The sequence below is a fragment of the Mesorhizobium sp. ORM8.1 genome, assembly GCF_053005525.2.
Genome location: NZ_CM132600.1, coordinates 2,682,143 through 2,707,061, shown reverse-complemented (window position 1 = coordinate 2,707,061; position 24,919 = coordinate 2,682,143). Strand labels below are relative to the sequence as shown.

Sequence of the window (24,919 nt, the reverse complement as noted above, 5' to 3'; positions counted from 1 at the left end):
CGCGCTCCTGCGGCAGCCTACGTGGCTTTGCCGGCAACCGCGTCGACGCCCATCTCTTCCTCGGAAATGTCGTCGAACGAGGCGTAGTTCATGTTGTAGAGGCGGGCGTAGAGGCCTTTGCGCGCCATCAATTGCGCGTGGTTGCCGCTTTCGACGATCTCGCCGTTCTGCAGCACGATGATCCGGTCGGCGCCGCGGATGGTGGCCAGGCGATGGGCAATGACCAGTCCGGTCCGCCCTTCCAAGAGCTTGATCAGCGCCTTCTGGATCAGCATCTCGGTGTAGGAATCGATGCTCGCCGTGGCTTCGTCGAGCACCAGGATCCTGGCGTCGGCCACCAGCGCCCGGGCGAAGCTGACCAGCTGGCGCTGTCCAAGCGAGAGGTTGCCGCCGCGCTGCTCGAGTTCGGTGTCGTAGCCGTCCGGCAACTGCATGATGAAGTCATGCGCGCCGACGGCCTGCGCCGCGCGCACCACTTCGTCGCGGCTGGCGCCGGTCTTGTGGTAGCGGATGTTTTCCAGCACCGTTCCGGAAAACAGGAACGGCTCCTGCAGCACCATGGCGACCTGCTCGCCGAGCGAATCCTGCGTCAGCGCGCGCACATCGTGCCCGCCGACCAGCACCTGCCCCGACCAGACATCATAGAAACGGTGCACCAGCGCCATCGAGCTCGACTTGCCCGATCCGGTCGGGCCGACAAGCGCCACGGTTTCGCCTGGGTTGACGCGAAACGAGATGTTCTTCAGCACCGGCTGGTTCTGGCGGTAGCCGAAGGTGACGTTTTTGAATTCGACCGAGCCGTCCATGTCGCGCGACAGCGTCAGCGCATTTTCCTTGTCGCTGACATCCACCGGCACGTCGAGCACCTCGGAGATACGCTGTCCCGAAGCCATGGCGCGCTGCATGACGCTGTACTGCATGGTGAGCGACCGGATCGGGTCGAAGAAGCGCTGGATGTAGAACAGGAACGCCACCATGACGCCGATGTCGAGCCTGTGCGACAGCACCATCGAGCCGCCGACCACGATGACCGTCGCCATGGCGATGCCGGTCAGCGTATCGACGATCGGCACCATCACCTGCGCATATCTGGCTGACCGCAGATGCGCGTGAAGGTTGGCCAGCACCTTCTCGTCATAGAGGTCGAAATTGACGTGCTGGCGCTCGAGGCTCTGTACGGTGCGAACGCCGTGAATGCCTTCGGCAAGCGCCCCGTTGGCGATCGAATTGGTTTCGTGCGCGGCCATGAAGGCGACCTTGGCGCGCGGCAGCCAGAACAGGCGCACGATGAACAGCGCCGGCATGGTCGACAGCGTCAAGAGCCCGAGCCGGAAATCGAGCCAGAGCAGCACGCTGACGATGCCGAACAACAGCACGATGTCGCCCACCGACATCACCGAGGTCTCGAGGAACTCCTGCATCGAGTTGACGTCGCCCTGCAGGCGCGACATCAGCCGGCCGACCTCGGTCTTGTCCATGAAGCTCAGCGAAACCCGCTGCAGGTGGCTGAACATGGCGCGGCGCAGGTCCGACAGCACGTTCTCGGCCACCTTGCCGACAACGCTCTCCTGCACATAGCTCGCGGCGTAGTTGATCAGGATGATCGCCGCGAAAATGCCGGTCGCCCAGACCATGACGGATCGGTCGGGCCCGCCCGCCGCCATGCCGTGATCGATGGCGTAGCGGATGACCAGCGGGATCGCCAGCTGTGTCAGCGTGAACACCAGCACGGCCGCGACCGAGATGAAAATGCGCACCCGGTACGGTTGCACGAAGCTCCAGATACGCCGCACGATGCGCGGATCGTAGACCTTGCCGAAAACCTCTTCCTCGTCGCGGTGCGAACCGACGACCGCCTTTGTCGGGCGACCGCTGGTGTCGTCGTCTTCCTCGTCGTCATGCGTCGACATCAGGCAGCTCCTTGCGCGGCGGGCCGCTCGTCGTCTGGGCGAAGCTGCAGGTCGTGCAGCGCGCGATAGCGTCCGCCGAGCGCCAGCAGTTCCTCATGCGTGCCGCGCTCGACGATCCGGCCGCCTTCCACGAACAGGATCTGGTCGGCATGCATCAGCGAGCTCAGCCGGTGCGAGATGATGAGCGTGACGCGATCCTTGGCGAAGCGCTTCATCGCCGCGCGTATGCGCTGCTCGGTGCCGGCGTCGACGGCCGCGGTGGAATCGTCGAAGACCAGCACCGAGGGCCGCAGCATCAGGCTGCGGGCAATGGTCAGGCGCTGCCGCTGGCCGCCGGAAAGCGAGGCGCCGCGTTCGCCGACGACGCTGTCATAGCCGGTCGGAAGTCCGATGATGTAGTTGTGCAGTTGCGCGGACTCGGCGGCGCGCTCGATGCGCGTCTCGCGCGCCCAGGGATTGCCATAGGCGATGTTGTTCTCGATCGAGGTGGTGAACAGGAACGCATCCTGCTGCACGATGCCCACCGCTTTGCGCAGCGACCGCAGCGTGACCTTGCGGATATCCTGCCCGTCGATGGTGATGGAGCCGGACGTCGCATCGTAGAAGCGCGGGATGAGATGCGCGATCGTCGACTTGCCGCTGCCCGGCGGGCCGACGATGCCGATGGTGTCGCCGGGCCGCGCCTCGAAAGAAACCCCGGACAACGCCGGCCGGCCGCCGGCGCCCTCGTAGCGGAAGCCGACATTGTCGAAGCGCAACACACCGTCGGTGATGACGAGGTCCTTTGCATCGGGCGCATCCGCGATATCGAGCTCGGTGTCGAGCAGCTCGAACAGCCGCGTGCCGCAGGTCGAGGCGCGGGCGAATGAATTCACCATCAGGCCGAGCTGGCGCACCGGCATCTGCAGGATGGTCATGAAGGTGAGGAACTGGGCGAGCGTGCCGACGCTGATCTGGCCCGCTATCACCTTCTGGCCGCCGAACCACAACACCAGGCCCATGGCGGCAAGGAAGGAAAAGTTCATCGCGCTGGTGTTGGCAACGCGGATGTCGACGCGCTCATTGGCAAGCTCCAGCGCCGACCTTTTGGCGCGGTCGAACTTCTGCAGCTCATGGCGCTGCGCCGCGAAAGCGCGCACGACGCGGATGCCGCCGAGATTCTCATCCATCACCCGGCTCAGCACCGACAACCGTTCCTGCAGCGTCAGCCAGGTGCTGCGCAGCCGGAGCTGCGTGACCGAGGACCGCCAGGCGACGAACGGTACGAAACTCAGGCTGAGCAGCCCGAGCACGAGATCGGTGCTGATCAGGAGATAGGCGCCGACGCCGATCAGCACGCCGAGCAGAACGACGCGTAAGATCCCTGTGGAAAAGAACATGCGCACGCCGTCGAGATCGAGCAGCCCCAGCGTGATCAGATCGCCGGTGTGGACCTTATCGTGAAAGGCGAAGCTCAGGCGCTGGATCTTCTCGTAGAAGGCCAGCCGCAGTTCATAGCCGGTGTGATGACCGACGGCCTCGCCGTAATAATTCTGCGCCATGGTGAAGAGGCCGCGCAGGATGCTGACGGCAAGCAATGTAAGTGCCGTGGTCCACAGCGCCTGCTCCGCGGCAGTGCCGGCGCCCGCGGCCATGACGCCATGCGCCTGATCGATGGCGTGTCCCAACAGGCGTGGAATGAAAAGCTGCAGCGTCGCGGCAATGAAGGTCGAGACGATGGTGATCGCCACCTGCCACGGATGGCGCAGCGTCATGCGCATGATGCGGATGAGGGTGCCGAGGCCTTTGCCCCAGGAGGCTTCCGCCACATGGGCAAACGATCCGCCGCGCTCCGAGCGCCGCTTTTTGCATCCTTATGCACAGGGAAACATCCAAGCCGATCCGGACATTAGCCCGGACGAATGAAACAGACTCAGTTGAGCGGATGCAATGTTACGCGCTTCGAACTTGGCCGTTCAAGGGCCAAAGCCGGCATAGCGCCTGTGCCTGTCGCAAACACCGCTACGGCAGCCGCCACCTGGCCTTCCCGGGCCCCGCGGCGCGGCGGAAAGAAGCAGGGCGGCGAGCGGAGTCGACATTGTGTGAGGATATCACTATATACCGGCGGCCTTCGGCCTCTGGCCCTTGAGTGCGACTGCGAAGTCGCGGTAGGTTGTGCAGTGCGCCGTGCTAAGGAATCGATCCGGAAAACCGGGAAAAAGCAAGCGGAAACAATAGGGTGTATGCTTGACGGCCCCGATCGAACCATCATCATTCTCAACAAACTGAACGTGCCCCTTGAACCTTTGCATCCCTTCGGCTTCACGAACCTTGGGCAAGATGTCTTGCCGGTCGAGGCCGACTCGGCTCGAATGGGGCATGCATCCTTTGCGGGGGTGCGGACGTTCATGGCTACCAACCGGCTTTGCCGCTAGGGAAAGAGCATTATGAGTGAACATGCGATCGAGTTCTTGCGCGGCTGGATTGGCGAGAAAGTTCATTGCCAGCATGCGCCGATCAAGATCGACAAGCACGCCGAGACCCTTGCCAAGGAGTGCTGCGCCAAGGCCGCCGAAGCAGGCATTCTCCTGGAGGATATCCAGGAAGAGGTCGGCGACATCCAGGAGCTGATAGCATCGCGCCTCGAGGAAGCCGTCGAGGAGAATGCTGGCGACACCAAATCGGACAGGCCGTCCGAGTAAGGCGCGGCTCCCGGCCCCTGGCCGGGACTTATTTTTCTGGCAGGGCCTGTTAGGCCTCCAAGCTAGCCAAATTTTTCGCTCAGCCACGTCTTAGGCAGTGCCGGTACGAAATTGCCGTCCCGCCCGGTCATATCCTCATTGGCGACCAGCGCATTGAGGATTGCTTCTTCCACCCCTTGCACCACCGCGTCGAAGAACGGGTCGATGTCGACGTCCGGGATGAAATCCGCGCGCGCCATGCGGCCTGAGGTCGCCAGCGCCGCCTCGGGATTGTTGGTCGAAAAGGCAAGAAAGATGTCGCCCGAGCTGTGATAGCCATAGCCGCCGGTCATGGCGACACCGAGCGGCACGCGCCGGGCGAGCCGCTTCATCTGGTGCGGCAGGAATGGCGCGTCGGTGGCCACGATGGCGATGATCGAGCTCTTTTCGGCGCGCGGCGTGCCTTCGCGGACCGCCGGTTCGGCCAGTTCCGGTCCAACGCGCTGGCCACGGATGGTGAAATTGCGCCTTTTGCCGAAATTTGACTGCACGAACACGCCGAGCGTGTAGCGTCCACCCTGCCATTCGACGATGCGCGATGCGGTGCCGCATCCCGCCTTGAAGCCGAAGGTGATCATGCCGGTGCCGCCGCCGACACTGCCTTCCTCGATAGGTCCGCCGACGGCGCCATCGAGTGCGGCGGCGACATGGTCGAAGCCGACATGGTGGCCGTTGATGTCGTTGAGGAAACCGTCATAGGTCTCGGCCGCCACCGGCAAGCCCCAGGTGCCGAGCGCGTCCGGCAATATCCGGCCTATCCAGCGCAGCGTGCCATCACGGGTGACGCCGCAGGAATGCGTGTTGGTGATGGTGATCGGCAGGTTGAAAGCGCCGGTTTTCTCGATGATATGCGTGCCCGTCAGCTCGCCATTGCCGTTTTGGCTGAACACGCCGGCGAACATCGGCGTCGCAAGCTGCGCAACCGGTCTTGGCAGGATAGCGGTGACGCCGGTCCGCACCGGGCCAGTGCCGACCTGCAGCGCACCGTCGCCGGAAATCAGTGTCGCGTAGCCGACCGACACGCCCGGCACGTCGGTGATGGCGTTGAAGCGGCCGGGCATGCCGTCGAGCGCGATGCCGAACGAGCGCAGCCGCGGCTTGCCGGACGGCGTGCGAAGATGCGGATCGTGACTGCTCATGCAATCCTCAGAACAACGAACCCTGGCTGCCGGGCGCTTTGGTTTTCGCGGATGGCTTGGCGGCGAGCTTCGGTCGCCCACCGCCGCTGGTGGCGATGGCTTCGGCGGTGCCGTCGGCGAATTCGAGCTGCAAGGCGGCCCCCGGCGCCAGCTCTTCGACCCGCTTGATCACCGCGCCGTCGGCATCCTTGACCAGCGCAAAGCCTCGCGCCAGCACCGCCTTGTGCGACAGCGTGGACAATAGCCGGTCGGCCTGGGTCAGCGCCGCGCGCAACCGGTCGAGACGACGTGCCAGCGCCTGGTCCTGCCTGCGCGACAGAGCAAGGAGCGCATCGGCTTGCAATTTCTGCCGCCTGGCGATCGGTGCCGGCGACAGTCTTGCCGCGGTGCGTTTGAAGCGGGCCCTGCGCTCGCGCACGATGGCGAAGAACGCGGCCTGCGCGCGGGCGATGTCGCGGCCGGTCAGCGTGCGTGCCTCGTTGATGCGGCGCGACAGCGTCGCCGGCGTCAGCCGCTGCCGCTCCAGCGTCGCTCGTTTGCGCTCGATGTTGACGGTCAGCCCACGGCCGAGCCGGCTCGTCGCCTCGTCGAAGCGGCGGCGCGGCAGCGCCAGCAACTGGTCGGGCGAAGGCAGGGCCCGCGCTGAGGCGCGCACTGCCTGGCGCTTGCGCTCCAGATGCCGCGAGACACAGGCGTTGAGCCGGGCGCCGAGGCTGGCCAAAGTCGCCTCGAGATCTGCCTTGACCGGCACGGCGATTTCGGCGGCGCCGGTCGGCGTCGGTGCGCGCATGTCGGCGACGAAGTCGATCAGCGTCCAGTCGGTCTCGTGGCCGACAGCCGAGATCACCGGAATGCCCGAGGCCGCGACCGCGCGCGCCAATCCTTCGTCATTGAAGCCCCAGAGGTCTTCGAGGCTGCCGCCGCCGCGCGCCACGATCAGGACATCGGGCTGGCGGATCGGGCCGTCCCAGGTCAAGGCGTTGAAGCCGTTGACGGCCGCCGTCACTTCCTTGCCCGCGGTATCGCCCTGCACCCGCACTGGCCAGACCAGCACATGCAGCGGGAATCGGTCCTTGATGCGGTGGATGATGTCGCGGATCACCGAACCGGTCGGCGAGGTGACGACGCCGATGACTTGCGGCATGAACGGCAGCCGGCGCTTGCGGCCGGCCTCGAACAGGCCCTCCGCCTGCAGCCGGCGTTTGCGCTCCTCCAAGAGCGCCATCAGCGCGCCGGCGCCGGCCGGTTCAAGATTGTCGATGACGATCTGGTAGTTGGATTTGCCGGGATAGGTCGTCAGCTTGCCGCTGGCGATCACCTCCATGCCTTCCTCGGGGCGGAATTTCAGCCTGGACATGGTGGTTTTCCACACCACGGCGTCGATACGCGCCCGATCGTCCTTCAGCGCGAAATATGCATGGCCGGAAGAATGCGGCCCGCGATAGCCCGAGATTTCGCCGCGCACCCGCACATTGCCGAAGGTGTCCTCCACAGTGCGCTTCAGCGCGCCGGAAATCTCGCTCACCGTGTATTCGGTGGCGTTGCTGCGTGATTCGCTTGCTGTTTCACTCATTGCGCGATTGGGGAACGCTTGCCCGCCGACGTCAAGCCGGAACAAACCTCGCTAATATTATAACGTGATTTTAAGGCCGATTTGTTTTGACTGGCCCCTAGGAGAGCCGGCCAGGGACCTGATGAGCGCACGCCACAACAGCAGCCCGTTGACGCATCAGGTCACGCTGACCGTGCTGACGCTCGCCGCCTTCGCGTTGGCCATCGTCGTCGGCTTCGGCTTCTACGCCGCCGACCAGGCCGACCATGCCTCGCTCGAACGCCAAAAACTGTTCATTGCCGATGGGCTGGAGGACCAGGTCGCCGCGGTGCAGCGCGAGCAGGAGAGCATCTCCGTCTGGGACGATTCCGTCACCAACGCCAAAGCTGGCAACCAGGCCTGGATGGCCGAAAACCTCAGTGTCTGGATGTACACCTATTACGGCCATAACCGGGTCTACATCCTGGACAGCGCCAACCATGCGATCCATGCCATGCGGGAAGGCAAGGTGGTCGATGCGTCCAGCTATAGCGAGGACCAGCCGGCATTTCGCGCCACCGTCGAAAAGTTGCGCGCCATGCTGGCCTCGCCGCCAAAGGCCGACACTTCCGGCCAGCTGGCCAAGATGGTTGCCGAGGATCTGGTGTCGCTCGGCGGCCAGCCGGCGATCCTGAGCGTCATGCCGCTGGTGCCGAGCTCGGACCGGATCACCCAGGCGCCGGGCACGGAATATCTGCACGTATCGGTCGAATTCATCGACGATGCGGTGATCGGCAAGATCGCTGGAAAATATCTGCTCGACGGCGCGCGTCTGGTGCCGCTGTCGCAACCGACCGGTCCGGCCGCCATACCGCTGATCGATTCCCGCGGCGTCATCCTCGGCTATATCGGCTGGGATCAGGATCGACCCGGCATCACGCTGGTGCGCAAAGTGGCGCCGGCACTCGCCATAGCGCTGCTCGTGGCCGGCGGCGTCCTACTGTTCTTGTTGCGCAGGCTGCGCCGCGCCTCGGCCGCGTTGCAGACCAGCCAGGACCAGGCGCAATATCTCGCCTTCCACGACACCCTTACCGGCCTGCCCAACCGCGCGCTGTTCGAGGACCGCTTGCGGCGCACGCTTTTGTTCGCCAACCACGACGCGGCAAGGGTGGCGCTGCTTTATCTCGACCTCGACCGCTTCAAGCATGTCAACGACACGCTCGGCCACCCGGCCGGCGACGAGCTGGTGCGGCAGACGGCGGCGAGGCTCAGGCACACGATCCGCGAGGTCGATACAGTGGCGCGGATCGGCGGCGATGAGTTCGCCATTATCCTGCTCGACGTCCGCGACGTCAGGAGCGCCGAGGATATCGCCGACCGGCTGCAGCAGAAGCTGCGCGAGCCGTTCAAGCTGATCGGCGACCAGGTCTTCGTCAGCGCCAGCATCGGTATCGCATTGTCGTTCGGCGAGGAGACCGATGCCGACGACTTGCTGCGCAAGGCCGACATTGCCCTTTACGAAGCCAAGAAGAATGGCCGCGGCCGCTATCAGGTGTTCGCCGGCGACATGGACGACCTTCTGTTGCGCAAGCGCAAGGTCGAGGCGGAATTGCGCAAGGCGTTGAATGGCGGCGGCATAAAGCTCGCCTATCAACCCGTCTTCGCGGCCGACGGCCGCCGCATTCTCGGCGCCGAAGCGCTGATCCGCTGGGGCCACGAGGTGCACGGCGCGCCGCCGGCGGCGCAATTCATCGCCATTGCCGAAGAGCGCGGCCTGATCGGCGAGCTCGGCAAGTGGGCGCTGACCGAAGCCTGCCGCTTTGCCGTCAGAACCGAATTGCCGTGGATCGCGGTCAACATCTCGCCGATGCAGTTGCGCGATAGCGGCTTTGCCGAACAGGTTGCCGCGATCCTCGACGAAACCGGACTCGATCCCGCCCGCCTGCAGTTGGAGACCACCGAAGGCGTGCTGCTCGAGCACAGCGAAACGATCGGCACGGTGATTTCCACGCTGCGCGCATCCGGCATCCGCATCGTGCTCGACGATTTCGGCACCGGTTATTCCTCGCTTAGCTATCTGCGCCGCCAGGCGATCGACAAGTTGAAGATCGATCGCTCCTTCGTGCGCCTGCTCGACGAAGACGACAGCGCCTGCGCTGTCGTCAAGGCGCTGATCGAGCTTGCGCTGGCGCTGAAGGTCGAAGTTACCGCCGAAGGCGTCGAGACCGACGGGCAGAAGGCCCTGCTGGTCGGCATGGGCTGCCATCAGCTGCAGGGCTATCTGATGTCGCCGCCGCTGGAGCCGGGCCAGTTGCTAGCGCTTCCAGGGCTCTCGTCCGGTGAGCTCAAGCGGTCCGCCGTTCGCGCATAGGGCACTTCTCCGTTTCGCGGAAACGGGGAAGCGCCCCATCTTTATTTTCGCCGCAATTCCTTACGGAAAACCGCTTCACACTTTTCCTGGAATTGCTTCAGTCTACCAGCCAGGCATGATCTGGTTTGCCTTGGTCCGCTTCATCTTGGCGAAGGCAAGCGCTGCGAAGTCGAAGCTGCCCGCCTCTTCGCTCAGCGGCACGGAAATGTTGTCGAGGCTTTCGGCGATGTGTCGGGCGAGTGCCGCGACAATCTCCGGCTGCGAGGTCTGGCCGCGCATGATGCCGATGCGGCAGTCGGGCAGCGCGCCGAAGCCGTCGGCTTCGCCAAGCACGCGCATGCCGGGCCTGAGCGCACACTCCGGCAGCACCGAGACCGCCAGGCCGGAGAGGACGGCAGCGGTGATGACGGTCGCCGAAAAGCTGGAAAACAGCACCCGGTAGTCGCGGTTCTGGTGATCGAGCACATCGACTGCGGCGCGCCGCCAGATGCAGTTCGGCCGGCCGAACGCCATCGGCAGGATCTCCTGCTCATGCGTGGCATGGTTGGCCGAGGTGACCCACAACAGCGGCTCGCGCCGCACCACTTCCGACTGGCCGCGCGTATCGTTATGCGTCACCAGCGCCAGATCGAGATTGCCGCGCTTGATATGCTCGACCAGGCCTGGCGTCGGCTCGCAGATGACGGTCAGCTCGACGCGCGGGTTGGAGCGCGAGAAGCGCGCCATGATCTCGGGCAGGAAACGGTCGGCATAATCGTCCGGCGTGCCGATGCGGATCGTGCCTTCGAGCCGCTGGTCGTCGAACGCGGCCAAAGTCTCGCGGTTGAGAAAGATCAGCCGCCTTGCGTAGGACAGCAGCTTGTCGCCTTCCTCGGTCAGCCTGTTGGTGCGGCCGTCCTTTTCGAACAGCGCCTTGCCGATCCGCTCCTCCAGCCGCCGCATCTGCATCGACACCGCCGATTGCGTGCGATGCACCTCTTCGGCCGCGCGGGTGAAGCTGCCGGTGTCGGCGATCGAGATGAAGGTCTGCAACTGATCGAGGTCGAGCGGCGCTTTCATCGGTCCAACCTATCATTGATGTTGATGCTAAAGATTAAAAACATTCGTTGGATTAATCAATCACGCAATGGCAAATTGCCATCGTTCACATGAAAGCACTGCATGTCGCCAAAAAAGTGGTCCCCGGTTTGGGGACAACGACATGCATCGCTTTAAGTGAATCGGAATCGGCGGCGCTTCTCCCAAGGCGCCGATTGACTGATTTCGTCCGCTCGACTCCGAAGGAGAGACCGACATGACCACGATCGAATTCGCCACCGAGACCTCGCGCATCACCACGCGTCCGGCCGTTGCGACGCGTGTGGCCAATGCTCTCGCCAACGCCTATGTCGCCTGGAAAAATCGCCGCGCCTTCTATCGCCTTGGCGAGATGTCGGATGCCGAGCTTGCCGATATCGGCCTGACGCGCGGCGACCTTCATGTCGCCATCGGCGTGCCTTTCGGCCGCGATCCGACGGTGAAGCTGCGCGCCATTGCCAGCGAACGCGCCGACACGGTCGAGGACCTGGCGCGTCAGGTAGCCTGAACGGGCTTGCCTGAATGGGCTTGATTGTCTGAAATTCCGGCCGCGTTGAACCTTTTCAAGGCCTTGCGCGACCAAGATTCATGCAGGCTCCCACACTCCCTGCCGGTTCCCCGCCGGCCCGCCTGCACATTGCCCGGTCCGCCTCCAGGACCGGGCATTTTTTATTACTTCGTCATCCACGGGCGTAGCGACGCGAAGCGGAGCGCAGACCCGAGGATCCATGCCGTGACTCTGGCCGAAGGGCGCGGCCGAGCAGAATTCTTAACCGTTGCAACGCCTTAGCGTCCCGGCATGGATCCTAGGGTCTGCGCGCGTCGTTTCGCTCCTTGCTCCGCCCTAGGATGACGATCCATGCTGCTAGGCGCGAGACCTACAGTCGGTCCATGTCGCGCTTGAACTGGTCGAAGATCGTCCCGACGTTCTTTTCATACTCGTCGCGCTGCTGCGCGCCGGTCTCGAACATTTTGCCGAAAATGTCGTCGAAGGGTTTTTTGGCCGGCCGCCCGGGTTGGTCTGTGGCTGTTGCGGCGCGCTCGGCGGCGCCTGCCGCTGTTGCGGTTGCTGCGGCGCCGGCTGTCCGCCGGGCAGGCCGCCGCCACCCTGGCGCAGCATCTCCTCGAAGATCTTGCCCAGCGGATTGTCACCGTAGGGGCTTTGCGTCGGCTGCGGCTGCGGCTGAGGCCGGCTTTGCGGCTGCTGTGGCGCGCCGCCACCGAACATATCCTGCAGCACCTTGCCGAGAGGATTCTCTCCGTAAGGATTGGGCGCCTGCTGCGGCTGGCTTTGCGGCTGCTGTGGCGCGCCGCCACCGAACATGTCCTGCAGCACTTTGCCGAGCGGGTTTTCGCCGTAAGGATTGGGCGCCGGTTGCGGCGCCTGACGTTGCTGCGGCGCAACGCCGCCCTGCCGCATCATCTCCTCGATGATTTGGCCGAGCGGGTTGTTGCTCCCGCCGCCGAAGCCGCCGGCGGCCCGCATCTGGTTGTTGGTCTGGTTGAACAGCCCGCCCATCATCATCGAGGCCATAGCCGGCAGCATCTGCTGCAGAACTTGCTGGCTGAGGCCGGTCGCCTGAGCGGCTTGGGCGGCGACGGCGCGCGAGAGGTCTTTCGAACCGAAAAGATGGCTGAGTATGCCGTTGCCTTCGTCGATGCCCTGGGGCGAGAAGGCCCGAGTCGCGTCCTCAAAATACCTGGCGTGTTGGCCGCTGGCCATTGCCGTCATGAAGGCGCCCATCCCATAGGGATCGGCGGTGTTGCGCTGGAGTCCCTGCGAGAAGGCGGGCAACAGCGCCTGCACCGCGGCTTGCGTCTGCTGCATGGAGAGCCCGTATTGCTGCGCCAGCGCCTGCATGCCGGCGCCATTCTGGGCTTGTGCAAAGATGTCGAACAGGGACGGCATGGCGTTTCTCCTCCGCAACGATGCTGCGGGAGAGACTAGTTCGTTTCCATCCTCGATTGAAGCGGCTTTTCCAACGTCCTCGGCCAGTAGGACGTACGGTTAATACGCGTATTCCATGAACACTGGCTCGATCGAGTCGCCCCAGCGTGTGTGATAGGCCGACAGCATCTCCTCGGCGCTGGTGGTGCCGCGCGCGACCACTTCGTCGAGCGTGTTGAGGAACGAGGTTTCATCGTAACCGTCGCGGTTCTTCTTGGCCCGGTTCTTCAATCCCATGCGCGAGATGCCGAGCACTTCGCGCGCGACCTCGCGCAAGGTGGTGTTGCGGAATGGCGCCGAGATGCCTTGCTCGGGCACGGCGTTGCGCATCGCCAACGCTTCCTCGAACGTCCAGCTCGCGGTCAGCGTCTCGGCGGCGTCGAGTGCCTGTTCGTCATAGAGAAGCCCGACCCAGAACGCCGGCAGCGCGCAGATACGCCGCCAAGGCCCGCCATCGGCGCCGCGCATTTCGAGGAAGCGCTTCAGCCGCACGTCGGGGAACAGCGTCGACAGATGGTTTGCCCAGTCGCCCATCTCCGGCAGACCGTCCGGTATCTCGTTGCGGGCCGCGCCCGCCATGAACTGGCGGAAGGTGATGTGCGTCATGTCGTGATAGCGGCCGTCGCGGATGACAAAATACATCGGCACGTCGAGCGCCCATTCGACGTAGTCGGCAAAGCCGAAATCCGGCGAGAAGCAGAATTCAAGCATGCCGGAGCGCTGGTTGTCGGTGTCGCGCCAGATGTCGCCGCGCCAGCTCTGCAGCCCGTTCGGCCGGCTCTCGGTGAAGGGCGAGTTGGCAAACAGCGCCGTCGACAGCGGCTGCAGCTTCAGCGACACCTGCATCTTGCGGCGCATGTCGGTTTCGCTTTCGAAGTCGAGGTTCACCTGGATCGTGCAGGTGCGGTACATCATATCGAGGCCCTTGCTGCCGACCTTGGGCATGTAGCGGGTCATGATCTCGTAGCGCGATTTCGGCATTTTCGGTGTTTCGGCCAAGGACCATTTCGGGCTGCCGCCCAGGCCGAGGAAACGGATGCCCATCGGCTCGGCGATCTCGCGCACCTGCGCCAGATGCGCATTGCCCTCGCGGCAGGTCTGGTGGATCGATTCCACCGGCGCGCCGGAAAGCTCGAACTGGCCGCCGGGCTCCAGCGAGATCGCGCCCTGACCGGTCGGCTCGACCAAGCCGATGATGCGGCCGTCATCGATGATCGGATCCCAGCCGAGCTTGTGCTGCATGCCTTCCAGGATGGCGCGGATGCCACGCTCGCCGCCATAAGGCACCGGCGCGTTGCCGTCGACATAGAAGGGAAACTTCTCGTGCTCGGTGCCGATGCGCCATTTCTCGCGCGGCTTGTTGCCCGCGGCCAGGTAGTCGACGAGTTCGTCAACGCCTTCGATCGGCTGGGAATCGGTTGTGTCGCGCGCCATGAATAGCCCCTCAGCAGGCGGCCCGACGGCCGCCGGGGGCTAGATGGACGAAATGCCGGCAGCCGATCAAGCGAAAAATCCTGAGCCACAGGTCAACAGGAATTGAAAGTCGCTCACCGGGCCACCTCTTGCAACAGACGAAGTCCTACCAGTCTCCAATAGTCGCTTGCATCACCGCCAGGGCAGCCACCGCCGCCGTATCGGCGCGCAAAATGCGCGGCCCGAGCGGGATGGCGCTGACGAAGGGCAGCGCCCGCAGCATCTTGCGCTCATCGTCCGAGAAGCCGCCTTCCGGTCCGACCAAGAGCGCGAGCTTTGTCTCGCGCAGTGCCTGTAAGGCCGGCAACGGGTTGTTGGTCGAAGCGTCTTCGTCGCAGAAGATCAGCCGGCGTTCCTTGTCCCAGCCGGAGAGAAGCCTTTCGAATTTTTCGACATCACGCACCTCCGGGACGGCCAGGATACCGCATTGCTCGGCTGCCTCGACGACATTGGCGCGAAGCCTGTCGATGCCGGGCTTTGCCACCTGGGTATGCTGGGTGATGACCGGCTGCAGCACGCCGGCGCCCATTTCGACCGCCTTCTGCACCAGATAGTCGAGACGGCCCTGCTTCAGCGGCGCAAAGCAGTAGACAAGATCAGGCAGCGGCGGCTGCGGCCGTTTCAGGTCAAGCACCTTGAGCCGGACCGCCTTCTTTGATTTGGCCGCGATCGCCGCCGACCATTCGCCGTCGCGACCGTTGAAGACCAGGATCTCGGCGCCTTCACTAAGGCGCAGCACATGGCTCAGATAGTGGCTCTGCTGTTGACCGGCATCGAATTCGAGGCCCGGCCCGAGATCGTCCGGAACGAACAGCCGCTGCATCTTGTAATTCGCGCGCATCGCCGAGCAATGGGCGAGGCGAAGGGCGGCGTCAAGTATTGGCGGTTGGATGCCAGACCGGCGCGAAACCGTGCCGCAAGACCGAGACACTCGTGGCCGGAGTAAGCAGCCGAAGCGGCTCGTTGGCAAGACGGTCGAAACCTATGGGATCTGCGTAACCGGCGAATGACCATTCGATCGCCTTGCCGGCGCGGATCGCATAGGCGGTGCCTCCACGGGCAATCATCGAACCATCCGGCAGGCTGCCGAGTTCTCGCGCGTTCACGGCCAGCGGCCGTCCGCCCGACGCCAAACGCTCCTTGTGCAGCCGCTTGTCGACCATTGGCGCGCGGGGTTCGTCAATGCCGAACGCTTTGCCGAAGCGCGCGACGAAATCGGTCGCCCGCTCGCGCCGGCAGTAGAAGCAGGGCCGGTGGCCGGCGGCCAAAGCCGTCACCTCGTCGAGGAAGAACAATTCCGTCCAGCCGGCTTTGCCACCTGGCCGGTTGCGGCCCATCGGCTCGCGCCGCACATTGCGGAACCGGCACACGCAGATGATCCAGGCTTGTAAGGCCCAGCGTTTCTTCAAAAGCGTCTTTGTCTCGGGGTCATGGATAATGCCGCGATTGCCGGTGAACAGGCCGCGCTCGGGCACGGCATGGATGGCGCCGAACGGATCGACCCGGTTCTGCAGTGGCATAGTCTTCTCTCCCGCACGCATCTTGGCTGAAATACGGGCTGCATGATATCGCTCGCCTCAGCGTTTTCATGTCAGCAGGTTTTCGATGCGGGTCCTGGTCGTGCAGAATTTCGACAATGAAGGCCTTGGCCAGATCGGCGCGGCGTTGGTCGAAGCCGGCGCCGATATCGACCTGCGCAAGCCCTATCGCGGCGAGATGTTGCCTGAGGATAGCAGCGGGCATGACGCGATTGTCGTGCTCGGCGGCGCGCAGAATGCGCTCGACGACGAAAAGTGCCCGTATTTCTCCGGTCTGCTCGACCTGACCCGCGACTTCGCCGACAAGGACCGCTCGGTGCTCGGCATCTGCCTCGGCAGCCAGTTGCTCGCCCGCGCCTTCGGCGGCAGCAACCAGATCGGCGGCGCCACCGAATTCGGCTGGCACCAGGTGTCGCTGACGCCCGCCGCGAAATCCGATCCGGTGCTGGCCGCCTTGCCCGAAACCTTCCCGATTTTCGAATGGCATGACGACACATTCGGCCTGCCGAAGGAAGCCGTGCGGCTGGCTGGCAGCCCTGTCGCCGCAAACCAGGCCTTTCGCCTTGGCCGCGCCGTCTACGGCTTCCAGTTCCACTTCGAGGCCGATACGCCGATGGTGCGCGACTGGAGCACCTCATTTGCCGCGATGATCGCCGAGCGTCATCCCGACTGGAATGACCGGCTTGACGATGAAATGGCCCGCAATGGCCCCGGCGCCGACGCCGCCGGCCTGGCAATAGCCCGCGCCTGGGTGGCCACGATCTGATCACAGAACCTGTCGCAGGGGAGGCGTGGCATAATTGGCACGCCTCAGCGCTTCCGTCTGGGGACAACGCTCTTCTTTCTTGGTTTGTGTCCGGCCGCTCGCCTAGGAGCAATTCCAGGAAAAGTGCGTAGCGGTTGGGCTCGGCGCCTTAGCCGTAGCCTTCCGTCCGGAATTGCGCCGAAACAAGAGATCAACGGCGCGCTTTGTATCGTCGGTGCAACCGCCATGAACCTTTTGTGTGATCCAGCCGACACACCGGCGATACGGAATCTGCTTAGAAGCGTGGAATCGTCGAAACATTGAGACGCATTTTATCGTTTCAACGCATTGGTAACCGCCTCGTGCCCAGATGCTGAAAGCTTAACCAGGGATGACGTCCGTGAAAGCAGCTATCCTGTCTTTTGTAATGCTGTCCGCCATCGTGATCTGCGGCCTGGGCATCTATGCCGCCGACGCAGCCACCAACCACCGTGCCGTCGACGGCTACGGCGTCACCGCCTCGCTCGATTGAGCCAACTCTCTTCCAAAGGCCGGAAATACTTGCTCGGGTAACGCGCCTAGAACGCTTTGCCTTGCACGGTGATGATGCGCTTGTCGTCGCCATTGACGGCCAGCGCGCTCAGCATGCCCGATTTCCAGGCCAGCGTGTCGACGTTGACCCGGTTGGCCCTGACCTCGGCCTCCGGGACGGGTGTGTGCCCATGCACGATCACTTTCGCAAAAAGCCCGGAATGGTCGTGGAATGCATCGCGGATCCAGATCAGGTCCTGCTGGTTCTGATGGTCGAGCGGCACGCCCGGCCTTATCCCTGCATGGCAGAAGAAGAAGTCGCCGAAGGTCACGCAAAACGTCAACGACTGCAGGAAGTCGACATGGCTGCGCGGCACCGCTTTCGCCAGGGCCGCATGTCCTCGCCGCACCGCCTCGGTCTTGCCGTACCAATGAGCGTCTCGCCTGAGATCGACGCCATAGGATTGCGCTGTCTGGATGCCGCCGTAATTCATGAACAGCCCGTCCGGCTCGCCATTGGCGAGAAACTCGAGCATGCCGATGTCGTGGTTGCCGGCGAGCATGATGTTGCGCGGATCGCGTTTGCGCGCCTCGATCAAGAAATCGATGACGCTCTTGAGTCCGGTCCGCGATCGACATAGTCGCCGAGATGGATGATGCGCCAGTCCGACGACGGCGCCCTGTATTCGATCTCGCTTTCGATGCGGCGATGCATCGCCGTGAGCAGGTCATGGCGGCCATGCACGTCGCCGATGGCATAGAGCCGCATGCCATCCGGCCCGCGCGCGTCGAGATAGTGGATACCGGTTTCGGTCAAGGCGAGCGTTTTCCCGACAGGAAGCTGTGGCGGAACCTACCGCCGATCGGTGAACAAGCCCCTAGCGATGCAACTGGTCCTTGCCCATGTCGGTCACCAGGCGCTTGCCGCAGAGCGCCAGCGTGACGTCCATCTCTTTTTGGATGATCTCCAGCGCCTTGGCGACGCCTTCCTTGCCCATGGCGCCCAGCCCATAGAGAAACGGCCGGCCGATATAGGTGCCCCTGGCGCCGAGGCAGAGCGCCTTCAGCACGTCCTGGCCGGAGCGGATGCCGCCATCCATATGGACTTCGATCCTGTCGCCGACCGCATCGGCGATCTCTTCGAGCACCGAGATCGACGACGGCGCGCCGTCGAGCTGGCGCCCGCCATGGTTGGAGACGACGATCGCGTCCGCTCCGGTCTTGGTCGCCATCAGCGCATCCTCTTTGTCGAGGATGCCTTTCAGGATCAGCTTGCCTCCCCAGCGCTCCTTGATCCAGGCAACGTCCTTCCACGACAGATGCGGATCGAACTGCTCCGTCGTCCATGAACCCAGCGACGAGACGTCGCCGACGCCCTTGGCGTGGCCGACAATGTTGCGGAAGGTGCGGCGCTTGGTCCCGGCAATGCCCATCAGCCAGCGCGGGCGCATGGCGATGTTGGCAATGTTGGCCAGCGTCATCTTGGGCGGCGCCGACAGTCCGTTGCGGATATCCTTGTGGCGCTGTCCCAGGATCTGCAGGTCGAGCGTCAGCACCAGCGCCGAGCATTTCGCCGCCTTGGCGCGGTCGATCAAATTGAGCACGAAATCCTTGTCGCGCAGTACATAAAGCTGGAACCAGAACGGTTTCTTCGTCACCGAGGCAACGTCCTCGATCGAGCAGATGCTCATCGTCGACAGCGTGAACGGCACGCCGAATTCTTCCGCCGCCTGCGCCGCCAGCATCTCTCCGTCGGCATGCTGCATGCCGGTCAGTCCGGTCGGCGCAAGCGCCACCGGCATCGACACCTTTTCGCCGATCATGGTCGATTCCAGCGAACGGTTGCTCATGTCGACCAGCACGCGCTGGCGAAACTTGATCTTGGCGAAATCCTCTTCGTTGGCGCGATAGGTGCTCTCCGTCCAGGCGCCGGAATCGGCATAGTCGAAGAACATTTTCGGCACCTTGCGGCGCGCGAGGTCCTTGAGGTCGGCGATGGTGAGGATGTCGCTCATGATGGGTCCCCGCTTGCGTGTCGGCTCGATGTCGCCGGCTTCCGCGCGTTGTCTGAGCCTGAGCCGCGACACGCGTTGCCAGTCGCCGCTGCGCTCGGCTTCCGCCATCGAACGCTCGACATAGGTGATGTGGTCCATGGCCGCCTTGCGCGCCGCGACGGGATCGGCCGCCTTGATCGCGGCGTGAATGGCCCGGTGCTGCGCAAGCAGCGCCTCGCGCGCGCCGGGAACGGTGAAGACCGGAAGCCTGTTCTGGAACACGCCTTCCGAGAGCAGCCTGTAGCAGGAGCGCAAAGTGTGTAAGAGGATCATGTTGTGCGCGCATTCGCACACCGCGTGATGGAACTCGATGTCGATCGCGGCCTCGTCGTCGAAGTCGCCCGTACGGTCGGCTTCGTCCATGCGCGCCATGATGCGGTCGAGCAGCGCCAGATCCTCCGGCGTCGCGCGCCGCGCCGCATATTCGGCCGCCACCGCCTCGATCTCGCGCCGGTACTCGAGATAGTCGGTCACGGCCTTGCGGTGCGTGGAAATGAGATCGGTCACCGGCTTGGTGAAGAGCTGGCCGATAATGTCGGCGACATGCGTGCCGCCGCCGGCCTTGGTCGTCAGCAGCCCGCGGCCTTCCAGCGCCTTCAGCGCATCGCGCAGGATCGGCCGCGAGACATCGAACTGACGCGCCAGCTCGCGCTCGCCGGGCAGCCGGTCGCCGGTGCGCAGCACGCCTTCGAGGATCAGGCTCTCGATCTGCTGCATCACCTCGTCGGCGGTGCGCGAATGCTCGATCCTGGAGAAAATATCGCTCAACGCGGCGCGCCTGGGAATGGAAAGGATGTCGCGCAGATTAAAGCCTCTGTCGCCAACTGGTCAAATTATTTATCCAATTCGTCCCAGCTGGTCGATTTCGACACGGCGCTCTCCGGCCGTCCTGCGCTAAACTTTACTGTTTACGTGCTTTGCCGATTGCCGCAAGACGACGCGACCACACGAAGGTCGAAACCAGGGGGACCAGCCGTGTCGGACGAAACGTCCAACCTCGAATTCCAGCCGCGCACCCAGGGCAGCGTCATGGGCTTTCCCGCGCATGAAGGCAGGCCGGGCGCGCTGGGCGAAGTGCATGCCCGCCCGCATCCGCTGGTCGAGAAGCCGCGCGTCATCGTGCAGCTCTCCTTCATGACCGAGGGCGGCTCTGCCGTTGACCACGCCGTGTTGTCGGAACTGTCGCGGCGCCTCGGCATAGCCGCGCCCGAGCGCCATGCCCGCCACCATGCGATGAAATGGGGCAAGGGCACGCTGCGCTGGGAGCGGCACACGGAGTTCTCGACCTATCTGTGGGAAGGGCCGTTGGTCGAGAACGGCCGCGGCCAGGAGGACTCGCCCTTTGGCAACGGCTTCTCGCCACCGGGCACGGTGATTTCCGGAATTCGTCTTGAAATCCGGAAGTGGACGCAGGCGAGCGAGAAGGTGATCGCCGGCTTCGATCCGACCAGCCTGTGCTATTCGCTGGTCGAGCGTGGGGCGGCCGCCATTATCACCGACTTCCGCCAGGACGGCGATGGCCTGACCCGCATGCTGATACTCGATCGCGGCTTGACGCCGGCCAGCACCGGCGCCCTGTCGCAGCGCCTGATCGACATCGAGACGTACCGCACGCTCGCCATGCTGGGCCTGCCGCTGGCGTTGACCTTGTCCGGCCGCGCCCGCCGCATCGAGGATCGCCTGGCGCAGACCACGCTCGAAATGAAGGCGGCCGAGACCCGCGACAGCCAGACGCTGCTTGCCGATCTCACCGAGCTTGCCGCCGAACTGGAGGCCGATGCCGCCTCCAGCCTCTACCGCTTCGGCGCCAGCCGCGCCTATGACGGCATCGTCACCGAGAGGCTGGAGGCGTTGGAGGAGGAGCCGGTGCAGGGCTACGACACCTGGGCGGGCTTTTTGCTGCGGCGCATGGCGCCAGCCATGCGCACCTGCCGCTCGGTCGAGGAGCGCCAGGCCAATCTGTCGCGCAAGCTTACCCGCGCCACCACGCTGTTGCGCACCTGGGTCGACGTCGAGGTCGAGAAGCAGAACCGCGATCTGTTGGCTTCGATGAACAACCGCGCCCGGCTGCAACTGCGCCTGCAGCAGACCGTCGAAGGCCTTTCCGTCGCCGCCGTCTCCTACTATGTCGTCGGTCTCATCGGCTATCTCGCCAAGGGCGCATCGGTCTTCGGCCACGCCTTCGCGCCGGAAGTCGTCACCGCCGCCTCCGTGCCGGTCGCCATCCTGCTGGTCTGGTGGGGCGTGCGCCGGGTGCGGATGATGCACTCCGAGCCGGCGAAGCATCCGGGAGAATAATCTCCCCCTTGAGGGGGAGATGTCGCCGAAGGCGACAGAGGGGTCGCCTCGCGTGGAGCGCCAACGCTCTACCCGACAAGAAATAACGTTAGCATTTTACGCGCGAGGACCCCTCTGACCGCTTCGCGGCCATCTCCCTCAAGGGAGAAAGCCAGCGGCAGATTGCCGCTGCGGAAGCCTGGAACTGTGCTCGCCGACGAGCACGGTCAAAGCAGCGTTTGCAACGGTCCCGCTTCACTGGTAAAAGATTTTGACCAGTCAAGCGAAGAGGCTGCCCGATGTCCGGCCTAGCCATGCCGAAGCCAGATGCCGAAACAATGCGCCGGCGCACCGAGATCGTTGCCGACATGCGCATCATCGTGCCGGGCGAGGGGGTCGTCGACGCCGTGAACGGAATGCGCGCCTTCGAGAGCGACGGCCTGACCGCCTATCGGCAACTGCCGTTGGTGGTCGTGCTGCCGGAAACGGTCGCGCAGGTGTCGCGTGTGCTCAAATATTGCAACGATCGCAACATCCGCGTCGTGCCGCGCGGCTCCGGCACCTCGCTCTCCGGCGGCGCAATGCCGCTCGAGGATGCGGTGCTCTTGGTGATGAGCCGCTTCAACCGCATCCTTCAAATCGACTATCCCGACCGCATCGTCGTCGCCCAGCCGGGCGTCACCAATCTCGGCATCACCACCGCCGTCGAGCAGGAGGGTTTTTACTATGCGCCTGATCCATCCTCCCAGATCGCCTGCTCGATCGGCGGCAATGTCGCGGAGAATTCCGGCGGCGTGCACTGCCTGAAATACGGCCTCACCGCCAACAATGTGCTGGGCATCGAGATGGTGCTGATGAATGGTGAGGTGGTGCGGCTCGGCGGCAGCCATCTCGACCAGGAAGGCTACGACCTGCTTGGCGTCATGACCGGCTCCGAAGGCCTGCTCGGCGTCGTCACCGAGGTCACGGTGCGCATCCTGAAGAAGCCGGAGACGGCGCGCGCGCTGCTGATCGGTTTTCCGACCAGCGAACAAGGCGGCCAATGCGTCGCCGACATTATCGGCGCCGGCATCATCCCGGGGGCATGGAGATGATGGACCGCCCGGCGATCCACGCGGCGGAAGATTTCGTCCATGCGGGCTATCCCCTCGATGTCGAGGCGCTGCTGATCGTCGAGCTCGACGGTCCAGGTGTCGAGGTCGACCACCTGATCGGCCTGGTCGAGGCGATCGCCTACCGCAACGGCTCGACCACCTGCCGCATCTCGCAGTCGGAGCAGGAGCGACTGAGTTTCTGGGCCGGCCGCAAGGCGGCCTTCCCGGCAGTCGGGCGCATCTCGCCCGATTATTACTGCATGGACGGCACCATCCCGCGCAAGGAACTGCCGAAGGTGCTGGCCGGCATGCGCGCGCTGTCGGAAAAATACGGGCTCGGCGTTGCCAATGTCTTCCACGCTGGCGACGGCAATCTTCATCCGCTGATCCTCTATGACGCCAACGTGCCGGGCGAACTCGACAAGGCGGAGAGCTTCGGCGCCGACATCTTGCGGCTTTGTGTCCAGGTCGGCGGCGTGCTGACCGGCGAGCATGGCGTCGGCGTCGAAAAGCGCGACCTGATGCCCGAGATGTTCAACCAGATCGACCTCGACCAGCAAATGCGCGTCAAATGCGCCTTCGATCCCAACCATCTGCTCAACCCCGGCAAGGTCTTCCCGCAACTGCGCCGCTGCGCTGAACTTGGCCGCATGCATGTGCATCGCGGCCAGGTGGCGTTTCCGGATATTCCGAGGTTTTGATGGGGGCGTGGGACAAGAGTTCCTCGCCCCCGCAAAGCGGGGAGAGGTGGCTCGGGCGAAGCCCGAGACGGAGAGGGGGACGCCCGATGCACCAAGCCGCCGGTCGCCCGAAAAGATCGCCCGTGCGCGCGAGCTTCGCCATGGCGACAATCAGGCCGAGGCGACCCTCTGGAACGAAGTGAAAGCCAAAAAACTCGGCGGCTACAAATTCGTTCGCCAGATGCCGATCGGTTCGTATTTCGCGGATTTTGCGTGCAGAGGCCAAAGGCTGATCGTGGAGTTGGACGGCAGCCAGCACGCCGAAAGCAGTTACGACAGGCGATGCGACGAATTCATGCGTGGCGAAGGCTTCTCGGTGTTGCGCTTTTGGAATCTTGATGTGTTGAAGAACACGAGGAGCGTTTGCGAAACGATCCTTGCGGTACTGGAGGGGCGGCTTGCTGAAGACGTAGTTGCTGCGGACCTGAGGTTCGTTTTCGCAGCCAGGAAGATTGGAGATAGCGCTCTATGATGGCCCCCTCTCCGTCTCGGACTTCGCCCGAGCCACCTCTCCCCCGCTTTGCGGGGGCGAGGAACTAGAGACATCTCATGACCACCTTCACCCCTGGCACCTCCGCCGAAACCCTCTCCACCGTCCAATGGGCGGCGGCGGAAGAATCGCCACTCGAAATCCTCGGCCATGGCTCCAAGCGCGGCATCGGCCGCCCGCAACAGAGCGAGCACACGCTTGACCTGTCGCAGCTCACCGGCGTCACACTCTACGAACCGGCCGAACTGGTGCTGTCGGCAAAGGCCGGTACGCCGCTGGCCGAACTCGAAACACTGCTTGCCCAAAACGGTCAGCAATTCGCCTTCGAGCCGATGGATTACGGCCCGCTCTTGGGCGGCGAGCCGGGCCAAGGGGCGAGACAGGCACAATCGGCGGCGTGCTGGCGGCGAACCTGTCCGGCCCGCGCCGTCTCAAGGCAGGCGCTGCCCGTGACCACATCCTTGGCGTCGCTGCTGTCTCGGGGCGCGGCGAGGCCTTCAAGTCGGGCGGCCGGGTCGTCAAGAACGTCACCGGCTATGATCTGTCGAAGCTGATGGCGAATAGCTGGGGCACGCTGGCCGTGCTGACCGACGTCACCTTCAAGGTGCTGCCCGCGGCCGAGACGGAAGTGACCTTGGCTATTCGCGGCCTGCTCGACGATTCCGCCGTCGCCGCCATGGCGCTGGCGCTCGGCTCCAGCGCTGAAGTGTCGAGCGCCGCGCATCTGCCGGAGCGCATCGCCGCGCGGGTCGCCGATGGCAGGCATGGCAGCGACGCCGCGACGCTGCTGCGCGTCGAAGGGTTTGGCCCGTCGGTCGTCTATCGCATCGAGGCGCTCAAGCAATTGCTCGGCAAGGCCGGACCGCTGGAAGAGATTGCCGGCGAGGCATCGAAGACGCTCTGGCGCGACATCCGCGATTGCCGGCCCTTCGCCGACGGCGGCGCGCGACCGGTTTGGCGCGTCTCGATGGCGCCGTCGCAGGCCCATCACATGGTGATGGCGCTACGCATGCAAGCGGCGGTCGACGCCTTCTACGACTGGCAGGGCGGGCTGGTATGGCTGTCGATGCGCGAGGACGATCCGGAAGCCGACCTTTTGCGCGGCTTGATCGGCAAACATGGCGGCGGTCACGCGACGCTGGTGCGCGCCTCCGCCCCGCATCGCGCCGCCTTGCCGGTGTTCGAGCCGCAGCCGCAGCATCTGGCAGCGCTGTCGGCGCGGCTCAAGGCCGAGTTCGACCCCAAGGCCATCCTCAACCCCGGCCGCATGGCCTAGAGCAA

At 64.2% G+C, this 24,919-nt stretch carries 16 protein-coding genes and 5 pseudogenes; 9 read left to right on the top strand and 12 right to left on the bottom strand.

Annotation, left to right across the window (positions count from 1 at the left end; genetic code table 11):
- Positions 1-17: 17 nt before the first annotated feature.
- Together ACVDG8_RS13785 and ACVDG8_RS13780 are read right to left on the bottom strand one after the other, a co-directional pair.
- Positions 18-1,910: an ABC transporter ATP-binding protein gene (locus ACVDG8_RS13785; RefSeq protein ID WP_447255134.1), complete on the bottom strand. Its 1,893-nt coding sequence runs from the start codon at positions 1,908-1,910 to the stop codon at positions 18-20.
- Entirely contained in the window at positions 1,910-3,670 is a 1,761-nt protein-coding gene (locus ACVDG8_RS13780) for an ABC transporter ATP-binding protein (protein WP_447257343.1), read from the bottom strand. The genes ACVDG8_RS13785 and ACVDG8_RS13780 overlap by 1 nt, the downstream gene beginning before the upstream one ends.
- Positions 3,671-4,336: 666 nt before the next feature.
- Here ACVDG8_RS13780 and ACVDG8_RS13775 point away from each other — a divergent pair.
- Complete coding sequence (locus ACVDG8_RS13775) at positions 4,337-4,591, top strand: hypothetical protein (RefSeq protein WP_447255133.1); 255 nt, start codon at positions 4,337-4,339, stop codon at positions 4,589-4,591.
- 62 nt (positions 4,592-4,653) lie between these two features.
- On the opposite strand, the gene ACVDG8_RS13770 is transcribed toward ACVDG8_RS13775, so the two are convergent.
- Both ACVDG8_RS13770 and xseA read right to left on the bottom strand, forming a co-directional pair.
- Entirely contained in the window at positions 4,654-5,769 is a 1,116-nt protein-coding gene (locus tag ACVDG8_RS13770) for a DmpA family aminopeptidase (protein WP_447255132.1), read from the bottom strand.
- A 7-nt stretch (positions 5,770-5,776) separates the two neighbouring features.
- Entirely contained in the window at positions 5,777-7,342 is a 1,566-nt protein-coding gene (gene xseA, locus ACVDG8_RS13765; protein ID WP_447255131.1) for an exodeoxyribonuclease VII large subunit, read from the bottom strand.
- Positions 7,343-7,463: 121 nt separating this feature from the next.
- On the opposite strand from xseA, the gene ACVDG8_RS13760 reads away from it, so the two are divergent.
- Positions 7,464-9,671, top strand: a complete 2,208-nt coding sequence (locus tag ACVDG8_RS13760; protein WP_447255130.1) for a bifunctional diguanylate cyclase/phosphodiesterase — start codon at positions 7,464-7,466, stop codon at positions 9,669-9,671.
- A 102-nt stretch (positions 9,672-9,773) separates the two neighbouring features.
- Here the strand turns inward: ACVDG8_RS13760 and ACVDG8_RS13755 are convergent, their stop codons facing one another.
- Entirely contained in the window at positions 9,774-10,730 is a 957-nt protein-coding gene (locus ACVDG8_RS13755) for a LysR substrate-binding domain-containing protein (protein WP_447255129.1), read from the bottom strand.
- A 235-nt stretch (positions 10,731-10,965) separates the two neighbouring features.
- Between ACVDG8_RS13755 and ACVDG8_RS13750 the strand changes: the two genes are divergently transcribed.
- Entirely contained in the window at positions 10,966-11,256 is a 291-nt protein-coding gene (locus ACVDG8_RS13750; protein WP_447255128.1) for a DUF1127 domain-containing protein, read from the top strand.
- Positions 11,257-11,626: 370 nt separating this feature from the next.
- Here ACVDG8_RS13750 and ACVDG8_RS13745 read toward each other — a convergent pair.
- The 4 genes and pseudogenes from ACVDG8_RS13745 to ACVDG8_RS13730 all read right to left on the bottom strand — a co-directional run bounded on the left by ACVDG8_RS13745 (position 11,627) and on the right by ACVDG8_RS13730 (position 15,689).
- Positions 11,627-12,657: pseudogene (locus tag ACVDG8_RS13745) on the bottom strand (DUF937 domain-containing protein).
- Positions 12,658-12,756: 99 nt separating this feature from the next.
- On the bottom strand, positions 12,757-14,130 hold the full coding sequence (locus tag ACVDG8_RS13740) for a glutamate--cysteine ligase (RefSeq protein WP_447255126.1): 1,374 nt from the start codon (positions 14,128-14,130) through the stop codon (positions 12,757-12,759).
- Positions 14,131-14,275: 145 nt separating this feature from the next.
- Positions 14,276-15,010 carry a 16S rRNA (uracil(1498)-N(3))-methyltransferase gene (locus ACVDG8_RS13735; protein WP_447255125.1) on the bottom strand — a complete coding sequence of 245 codons (735 nt, stop codon included), beginning with the start codon at positions 15,008-15,010 and terminating at the stop codon, positions 14,276-14,278.
- Positions 15,011-15,041: 31 nt separating this feature from the next.
- A complete protein-coding gene (locus ACVDG8_RS13730; protein WP_447255124.1) occupies positions 15,042-15,689 on the bottom strand; it encodes a hypothetical protein in 648 nt (215 codons plus the stop codon).
- A gap of 85 nt (positions 15,690-15,774) precedes the next feature.
- On the opposite strand from ACVDG8_RS13730, the gene ACVDG8_RS13725 reads away from it, so the two are divergent.
- The gene (locus ACVDG8_RS13725; RefSeq protein ID WP_447255123.1) at positions 15,775-16,473 is read left to right on the top strand and encodes a type 1 glutamine amidotransferase; all 699 of its coding nucleotides are present in this window, start codon (positions 15,775-15,777) and stop codon (positions 16,471-16,473) included.
- 379 nt (positions 16,474-16,852) lie between these two features.
- Positions 16,853-16,984 carry a hypothetical protein gene (locus ACVDG8_RS13720; RefSeq protein ID WP_371011307.1) on the top strand — a complete coding sequence of 44 codons (132 nt, stop codon included), beginning with the start codon at positions 16,853-16,855 and terminating at the stop codon, positions 16,982-16,984.
- A gap of 46 nt (positions 16,985-17,030) precedes the next feature.
- On the opposite strand, the pseudogene ACVDG8_RS13715 reads toward ACVDG8_RS13720, so the two are convergent.
- The 3 genes and pseudogenes from ACVDG8_RS13715 to ACVDG8_RS13705 all read right to left on the bottom strand — a co-directional run.
- Positions 17,031-17,800: pseudogene (locus tag ACVDG8_RS13715) on the bottom strand (metallophosphoesterase).
- A gap of 61 nt (positions 17,801-17,861) precedes the next feature.
- Entirely contained in the window at positions 17,862-19,001 is a 1,140-nt protein-coding gene (locus ACVDG8_RS13710) for an alpha-hydroxy acid oxidase (protein ID WP_447257342.1), read from the bottom strand.
- 180 nt (positions 19,002-19,181) lie between these two features.
- Positions 19,182-19,754: pseudogene (locus ACVDG8_RS13705) on the bottom strand (FCD domain-containing protein); the annotation flags it as partial.
- Positions 19,755-20,012: 258 nt separating this feature from the next.
- Here ACVDG8_RS13705 and ACVDG8_RS13700 point away from each other — a divergent pair.
- The 4 genes and pseudogenes from ACVDG8_RS13700 (at position 20,013) to ACVDG8_RS13685 (ending at position 24,914) form a co-directional block, all read left to right on the top strand.
- Complete coding sequence (locus ACVDG8_RS13700) at positions 20,013-21,335, top strand: DUF3422 family protein (protein WP_447255120.1); 1,323 nt, start codon at positions 20,013-20,015, stop codon at positions 21,333-21,335.
- A gap of 278 nt (positions 21,336-21,613) precedes the next feature.
- A pseudogene (locus ACVDG8_RS13695) lies at positions 21,614-23,109 on the top strand (FAD-linked oxidase C-terminal domain-containing protein).
- Between the two features lie 46 nt (positions 23,110-23,155).
- Positions 23,156-23,620, top strand: a complete 465-nt coding sequence (locus ACVDG8_RS13690; protein ID WP_447257341.1) for an endonuclease domain-containing protein — start codon at positions 23,156-23,158, stop codon at positions 23,618-23,620.
- A 77-nt stretch (positions 23,621-23,697) separates the two neighbouring features.
- Positions 23,698-24,914 (top strand): annotated as a pseudogene (locus tag ACVDG8_RS13685) (FAD-binding protein).
- Positions 24,915-24,919: the final 5 nt, after the last annotated feature.